The organism is Rhizobacter sp. P1_G5, assembly GCF_056405435.1.
In genome coordinates this window covers 1-4,770 of record NZ_JBFUCB010000480.1, presented here as the reverse complement: position 1 = coordinate 4,770, position 4,770 = coordinate 1, and the positions used below count along the sequence as shown (strand labels likewise).

General features: G+C 69.9%; 4 protein-coding genes and 1 pseudogene. All 5 read right to left on the bottom strand.

The annotated features are described in order from the left end of the window. Positions 1–1,362, bottom strand: a pseudogene (locus tag AC1D12_RS25025) (hypothetical protein); the annotation flags it as partial. Between the two features lie 186 nt (positions 1,363–1,548). Continuing rightward, entirely contained in the window at positions 1,549–2,280 is a 732-nt protein-coding gene (locus tag AC1D12_RS25020) for a lysophospholipid acyltransferase family protein (RefSeq protein ID WP_477826735.1), read from the bottom strand. A gap of 4 nt (positions 2,281–2,284) precedes the next feature. After that, a complete protein-coding gene (locus AC1D12_RS25015; RefSeq protein ID WP_047499681.1) occupies positions 2,285–3,589 on the bottom strand; it encodes a dihydroorotase in 1,305 nt (434 codons plus the stop codon). Then, entirely contained in the window at positions 3,586–4,548 is a 963-nt protein-coding gene (locus AC1D12_RS25010; RefSeq protein ID WP_047499678.1) for an aspartate carbamoyltransferase catalytic subunit, read from the bottom strand. The genes AC1D12_RS25015 and AC1D12_RS25010 overlap by 4 nt, the downstream gene beginning before the upstream one ends. Next, positions 4,548–4,770 (bottom strand): type I phosphoribosyltransferase (locus tag AC1D12_RS25005; RefSeq protein WP_477843578.1); only part of this gene is annotated, 223 nt, incomplete at its 5' end. The genes AC1D12_RS25010 and AC1D12_RS25005, both read right to left, overlap by 1 nt.

Below are 4,770 nucleotides of genomic sequence, written 5' to 3'. Positions count from 1 at the left end.
GTTCGGGTCGGTCAGCGTCAGCCCGGTCGGCGCCACCCAGTGGTGGTCGCGCCACAGGATGTTGGTGGCCGCATCGTAGGTGTCGGTCGTGTCCCACTTCGGCGGCGTCGCATAGGCGGCCGTGTAGTGGTCTGCGCCGCCGGCCCATTGCGTCTCCACGGCCAGGCCGAACGGGTCGTAGCCGTAGGTGGCCAGCCGCGCGCCGCGCTCGTCGACGATGCCCGTCACCGCCCAGGGCAGGTCGCTGCGTTCATAGAGGTACTGCCGCGTCTTGCCCGCCGGGTCGGTGATCAGGCTCAGGTTGCCGCCGGCGTCATACGCGATGAAGGTGCTGCCGGCATCGCTCGTGATCTGGCGGATGCGCGCCCGGGGTGCACCGGCGGGCCACTCGTAGCTGAAGCTGACGCTGCGGCCGGTCTGGTCTTGCAGCCCGGTCAGCAGGCCCGGCTCGGGTGTGCCGTCGCCGGCGGTGCTGTAGCCATAGCTCAGCCGGTTGCCGTTCGCATAGGCCACGCTGAGCAGGCGGCCCTCGGTGTCGTAGAGCTCCTCGGATTGCGCGGCCATGTCGGTGTAGCGCCAGCCGCCAGTGATCTGCTGCAGGCGGTCGAGCACATCGGCATCGGGCTGCCAGATCCCTGTGTCGTCGCGCTTGAAGCCCTGCCAGCTGCCGTCGTCCCGCGTGGCCAGCACGCTGCGCAAGGCCTGGGCGGCATCGGTCTGCAAGAGCAGGCGCTTGTGCAGGTTGCCACGCCAGAATCCGCCGAACGAGGTGCTCGCATGGGCGGCCAGCGCCGCGGCAGATGCCGCCGCAGGCGCGCTCTGCGGCGGCAGGCTCATCGTGTCGTACAGCGCCACCAGCGGCTGCCCGCCGATGCGGCCCACGCCCAGGTCTTCCCTCAGGCTCTTGCCGCCGCTGATCGGGTGGATCGGGTGCCCGGGCTTCAGTTGGGCCGGGCAGCTGCGCGGCGGGCCCTTGATGCGCGTCATCAACCAGGGGCCGCGGATTTGGTAGGTGCCGCCCAGGATGGTCTCGGTGTGCAGCGTCTGACTGCCGCGGTGAACCACGTCGACCACCTGCAGCATCCGGAACCGGCGCTCGTTCGGATCGTGATCCAGGTAGCTGCACTTGCGCTGGGTGTATCCATCGGGTGGCTGCTGAACCGTTTGGCAATACGAGCCGCCGACGGTCTCCAGGATCCGGATCAGGTCCTCGACCGCGGCCGGCACCGACGACGTCCACCCGCCGATGGCTTCGTAGTTCGCCTGGTACTGCGTGATGGGCTGCGCTGCAACCGATCCGGTCCACGCCAGCCACGCGTGCGCCATCAGCAGCGTCAGCGCTGCTATCTTCCTGCTCTTCACGGACCACTCCTCGTCTCGCCTCGACATCGGTGAACACCTGCGGTGTTCGACCGACTACCGGTGCTCGCGGCGAATCCTCTGGAGGAACTGCATCGACGCGGCCGGCGGATTAGACGTGAACGAAATGACCGCGGCAAGACCCGCCAGCCCCCGGCATCGTTGCCACGCCGCGGATTTGACAGTTGTTCACTTTCCCAGCGCCCCCACGATCCCCGCCCGCACCGCCTCCGACAACTCGCGCCGCTGCGCATGCGCCGAGTAATGCGCCGGCAGCACCGTCACCTGCGCCGTCAGCCCCTCGGCCATCACCACCCACCACAGCGATTGCAGCAGGCTGGTGTCGCCGATGTAGGCCGCGGCCGGGCTCACCGTGTGCGACGCATCGGCATAGCGCAACGCGAGCGGCTGCACCGGCACGCCGGTGGTGATCGCCGCCTGCAGCAGGTTGGCGTGGAACGGCAGCACGCCGTGCCCGTCGCTGGTCGTGCCCTCCGGGAACACCGCGATCACGTGGCCCTCCTGCAGCGCCTGCGCCACCTGGTGCACCACGCGCATCGCATCGCGCTTGCGCTCGCGCTCGATGAACAGCGTGCCGCCGCAGGCCGTCAGCCAGCCGATCACCGGCCAGCGACGGATGTCGGCCTTCGACACGAAGCGCGCCGTGTGCGCCGCATTGATCGCGAGGATGTCGATCCACGACACATGGTTGGCGACGATCATCACCGGCGCCGCATGCACCTCGCCGTGCACCACCACGCGAATGCCCAGTACCCGCAGCATCGCCGCGCACCACGGCCCGACGCGCGCCACGCGCCGTGCCGGGCTCACGAACGGAAAGATGAACGCGCAGATCAGCACCCCGCGCACCACGTGCGCGAGGCAGGCCACGATGCGCCAGACGGCGCGCAGCGTGCGCACGGCCTCAGAGGGCCGCTGGGGCTTCGAACGCCACCTGCCCGGCCACGATCGTCGCGGCCACACGGCCCGGCAGCTCGTAGCCGGAGAACGGCGAATGCCGGCCCTGGCTGCGGAACTTCGCCGGCTCCACCGTCCAGCGCGCCGCCGGGTCGAACAGGCACAGGTCGGCCACGCCGCCTTGCACCAGCCGCCCCGCGCTCGAGCCGAGCGAGCCCAGGCTCTCGCCCAGCACCCGCACCGGGTCGCAGGTCAGGCGCGCCAGCGTCTTCGTCAGCGGCAGGCCCTGCTCGTCACCCCACTTCAGCGCCAGGCTCAGCAGCAGCTCCAACCCGGTCGAGCCGGGCTCGGCCTCGGCGAACGGCAGGTTCTTGTTGTCCTCGTCGACCGGCGTGTGGTCGCTGACCAGCGCATCCACCGTGCCGTCGGCCAGCCCGGCGCGGATCGCATCGCGGTCGCGCTGCTGGCGCAGCGGCGGCGTCAGGCGCATCGCGGCGTTGAAGTAGCCGATGTCGATGTCGGTCAGGTGCAGGTGATTGGCGCTCACGTCGCAGGTCACCGGCAGGCCTTCGTCCTTGGCGCGCCGCACCAGCGCGATGCCGGCCGCGCTGCTCAGGCGGCACAGGTGCACGCGCGCGCCGGTGACGCGCATCAGCTCGAAGATCACGTGCAGCGCGATCGTCTCGGCGATCACCGGCACGCCCGACAGCCCGAGCCGCGTCGCCAGCGCCCCGCTGGCCGCCACGCCCTTGCCCAGGTGCGCATCCTGCGGCCGCAGCCACACGGTGTAGCCGAAGGTGGATGCGTACTGCATCGAGCGCTGCAGCACCAGCGTGTCGGTCAGCGGCGCGTCGGCCTGCGAGAAGCCGACGCAGCCGGCCTCCGTCAGCTCGGCCATCTCGGTGATCGCCTCGCCGGCCAGCCCGCGCGTCAGCGCGCCCAGCGGGTACAGGTGCGCGTGGTTCAGGTTGCGCGCGCGGAACTTCAGCATCTCGACCAGGCCCGGCTCGTCGAGCGGCGGGTCGGTGTCGGGCGGGCACACCAGGCTCGTGACGCCGCCGGCCACCGCCGCGGCCATCTCCGACTCGAGCATGCCTTCATGCTCGTGCCCCGGCTCGCGCAGCCGCGCCGCCAGGTCGACGAGGCCGGGCGCCACCACCAGGCCGCCCGCATCGATCGTGCGGCTGGCGTGGAAATCGGCGTTCACGCTGCCGATCGAGACGATGCGGCCGGCCGCGATCGCGAGGTCGCCGGTCTGGTCCAGGCCCGAGGCCGGGTCGATCAGCCGGCCGTTCTTGATCAGGAGTTTCATGCGTTGTTTCCGGCGATGGTGGACATCACGGCCATGCGCACCGCGATGCCGAAGGTGACCTGCGGCAGGATCACGCTCTGCTTGCCGTCGGCCACCGACGAATCGATCTCGACGCCGCGGTTGATCGGCCCCGGGTGCATCACGATCGCATCGGGCTTGGCGAGCGCGAGCTTCTCGTCGGTGAGGCCATAGTTCTTGAAGAACTCGCCGGCGCTCGGCAGCATCGCGCCGCTCATGCGCTCGTTCTGCAGGCGCAGCATGATGATCACGTCGGCGCCGCGGATACCCTCGGCCATGTCGTGGCACACGCGCACGCCCATCTCCTTCAGGTCACCCGGCACCAGCGTCTTCGGGCCGACCGCGCGGATCTCGGGCACGCCCAGCGTGGTCAGCGCATGGATGTCGGAGCGCGCGACGCGCGAGTGCAGGATGTCGCCGACGATCGCCACCGTCAGGTTGCTGAAGTCCTTCTTGAAGTGCCGGATCGTGTACATGTCCAGCAGCCCCTGCGTCGGGTGCGCATGGCGGCCGTCGCCGGCGTTCACCACGTGCACGTGCGGCGCGCAGTGCTGCGCGATCAGGTAGGGCGCGCCGCTCTCGCCGTGCCGCACGACGAACATGTCGGCATGCATCGCCGACAGGTTGGCGATGGTGTCGAGCAGGCTCTCGCCCTTGGCCGCGCTCGATTTCGCGATGTCGAGGTTGATCACGTCGGCCGACAGCCGCTTGGCGGCGATCTCGAACGTGGTGCGGGTGCGCGTGCTGTTCTCGAAGAACAGGTTGAACACGCTCTTGCCGCGCAGCAGCGGCACCTTCTTCACGTCGCGGTCGTTGACGCTCAGGAAGGTGCCTGCGGTGTCGAGGATGTGGTGGATCACCGCGCGCGGCAGGCCCTCGATCGAGAGCAGGTGGATCAGTTCACCGTGCGCGTTGAGTTGCGGGTTTCGCTTCGAGAGCATCAGCTGCCTTCCTGGATGTCGAAGGTGAATCGGCCGTCGTCGTCGCGTGCGAGGCGAAGGCGCTGCTCGCGCGGCAGCGTGATGCGCGCCGCCGAGTAGGCTGGTTGGATCGGGAGCTCGCGCCCGCCGCGGTCGACCAGCACCGCGAGCGTCACGCTGGCCGGGCGGCCGAAATCGAACAGTTCGTTGATGACGGCGCGCGTCGTGCGGCCGGTGTAGAGC

Bases quoted from the DNA above. Each gene is read 5' to 3' on its own strand.
- AC1D12_RS25015 (WP_047499681.1), bottom strand. From the start codon at position 3,589: ATGAAACTCCTGATCAAGAACGGCCGGCTGATCGACCCGGCCTCGGGC.
- AC1D12_RS25010 (WP_047499678.1), bottom strand. From the start codon at position 4,548: ATGCTCTCGAAGCGAAACCCGCAACTCAACGCGCACGGTGAACTGATC.